General features: G+C 44.6%; 1 protein-coding gene. It reads right to left on the minus strand.

Translation table 11 applies throughout. From position 1 onward, the window contains the following. Positions 1–58: 58 nt before the first annotated feature. Complete coding sequence (locus tag AAA939_RS15215; RefSeq protein WP_010619295.1) at positions 59–1,084, minus strand: IS30 family transposase; 1,026 nt, start codon at positions 1,082–1,084, stop codon at positions 59–61. Positions 1,085–1,203 lie beyond the last annotated feature (119 nt).

Consider the following 1,203-nt stretch of genomic DNA (forward strand, 5'->3'; position numbering starts at 1 on the left):
CCTCAATTGTCAAATCAAGTGCAACACTAAGAATCTATTCTTAGAAGTGGTCTAGTTGCTAAGCTAGTTCAGGCATTAGATCGGCTGGGCAGCGATAGTTCAATGACCGCCGTAGCCGGTTGTTTAAGGTATCTTGAGCCAGCTGAATGTCAATGAGTGAGGCCGAAGCCAAGGATCTGCCCTTCGGGAAGAACTCGCGCAAAAGGCCGTTAGTGTTCTCATTGGTTCCACGTTCCCATGGTGAATAAGGATGGGCAAAGTAGATGTCAGTTCCCTTGACTTGACTCAAGCTTGAGAACTCAGCACCATTATCAAAAGTAATGGTTTTAAAGTGCTCGGTTCCATAGTCATATAAGGTATTCTGGAGGGCTTTCAAGCAAGTGTCGGCATGATAATTGGGAAGTTTAACGATGATCTCTAAGCGACTAACACGTTCAGTCAAAGTCATTAATGCTGGCTCAGATTCAACCCGTTTGCCTTTGACCAAGTCACCTTCCCAGTGTCCAAGCTCTTGACGCGCTTGAACCATGGCGGGACGCTCTTCGATTGAATGGCCCAGATTTTTCTTATTGATTCGATGATGCTTTGCCCCGGGGCATTTAATCCGGCGACGTAGTTTAGCTGGTAGGTCTGAATTGCGGATAGCTAAACGCTGGTCATCAATATACCGGTACACCGTCGGTGTTGAGGGGCAGACAAGCCTTGGGTGATCAGTCTTGAATTGGTGGACAAAAGTATCCACACTATGCATCCTGGGACGCGCTTTTAAAGCTGTCACCAAAGCATTACAGAAGGTTTGACAATGATCAAAGAGTCCACGATAACAGCTATTTAGTCGGTGCTTACGATAAATTGCTTCACCAGTTTCTGCCAGATATGACTGTTCAAAGATATGAGTACTAGCGTTAATCTGTGTCGTTGTCCCACGTTTTAATTCACGTGAAATCGTGCTGGGATTACGATGAAGGGCCTGGGCAATTCGGCGGATAGACCAATCTAAGTCCCTTAGGGATTCAATTCGACCACGTTCAGCTAAATTGAGTTGGTGATACTGATTAGATATGATATTCTTAATTCGGGTCATGAAGATACCTCTTTCTTGTTTGTGGTGAATTAAGAATAGGTCTTCATGGCCTTTTTGACTAGTCTGAATAAAGAACTGGTCTAGTAGAGCAGGTGTTGCACTTCAATTTTAAATCGAGG

Origin of the sequence: Lactiplantibacillus paraxiangfangensis, from assembly GCF_036246185.1 — a bacterium.
Taxonomy (GTDB): domain Bacteria; phylum Bacillota; class Bacilli; order Lactobacillales; family Lactobacillaceae; genus Lactiplantibacillus; species Lactiplantibacillus paraxiangfangensis.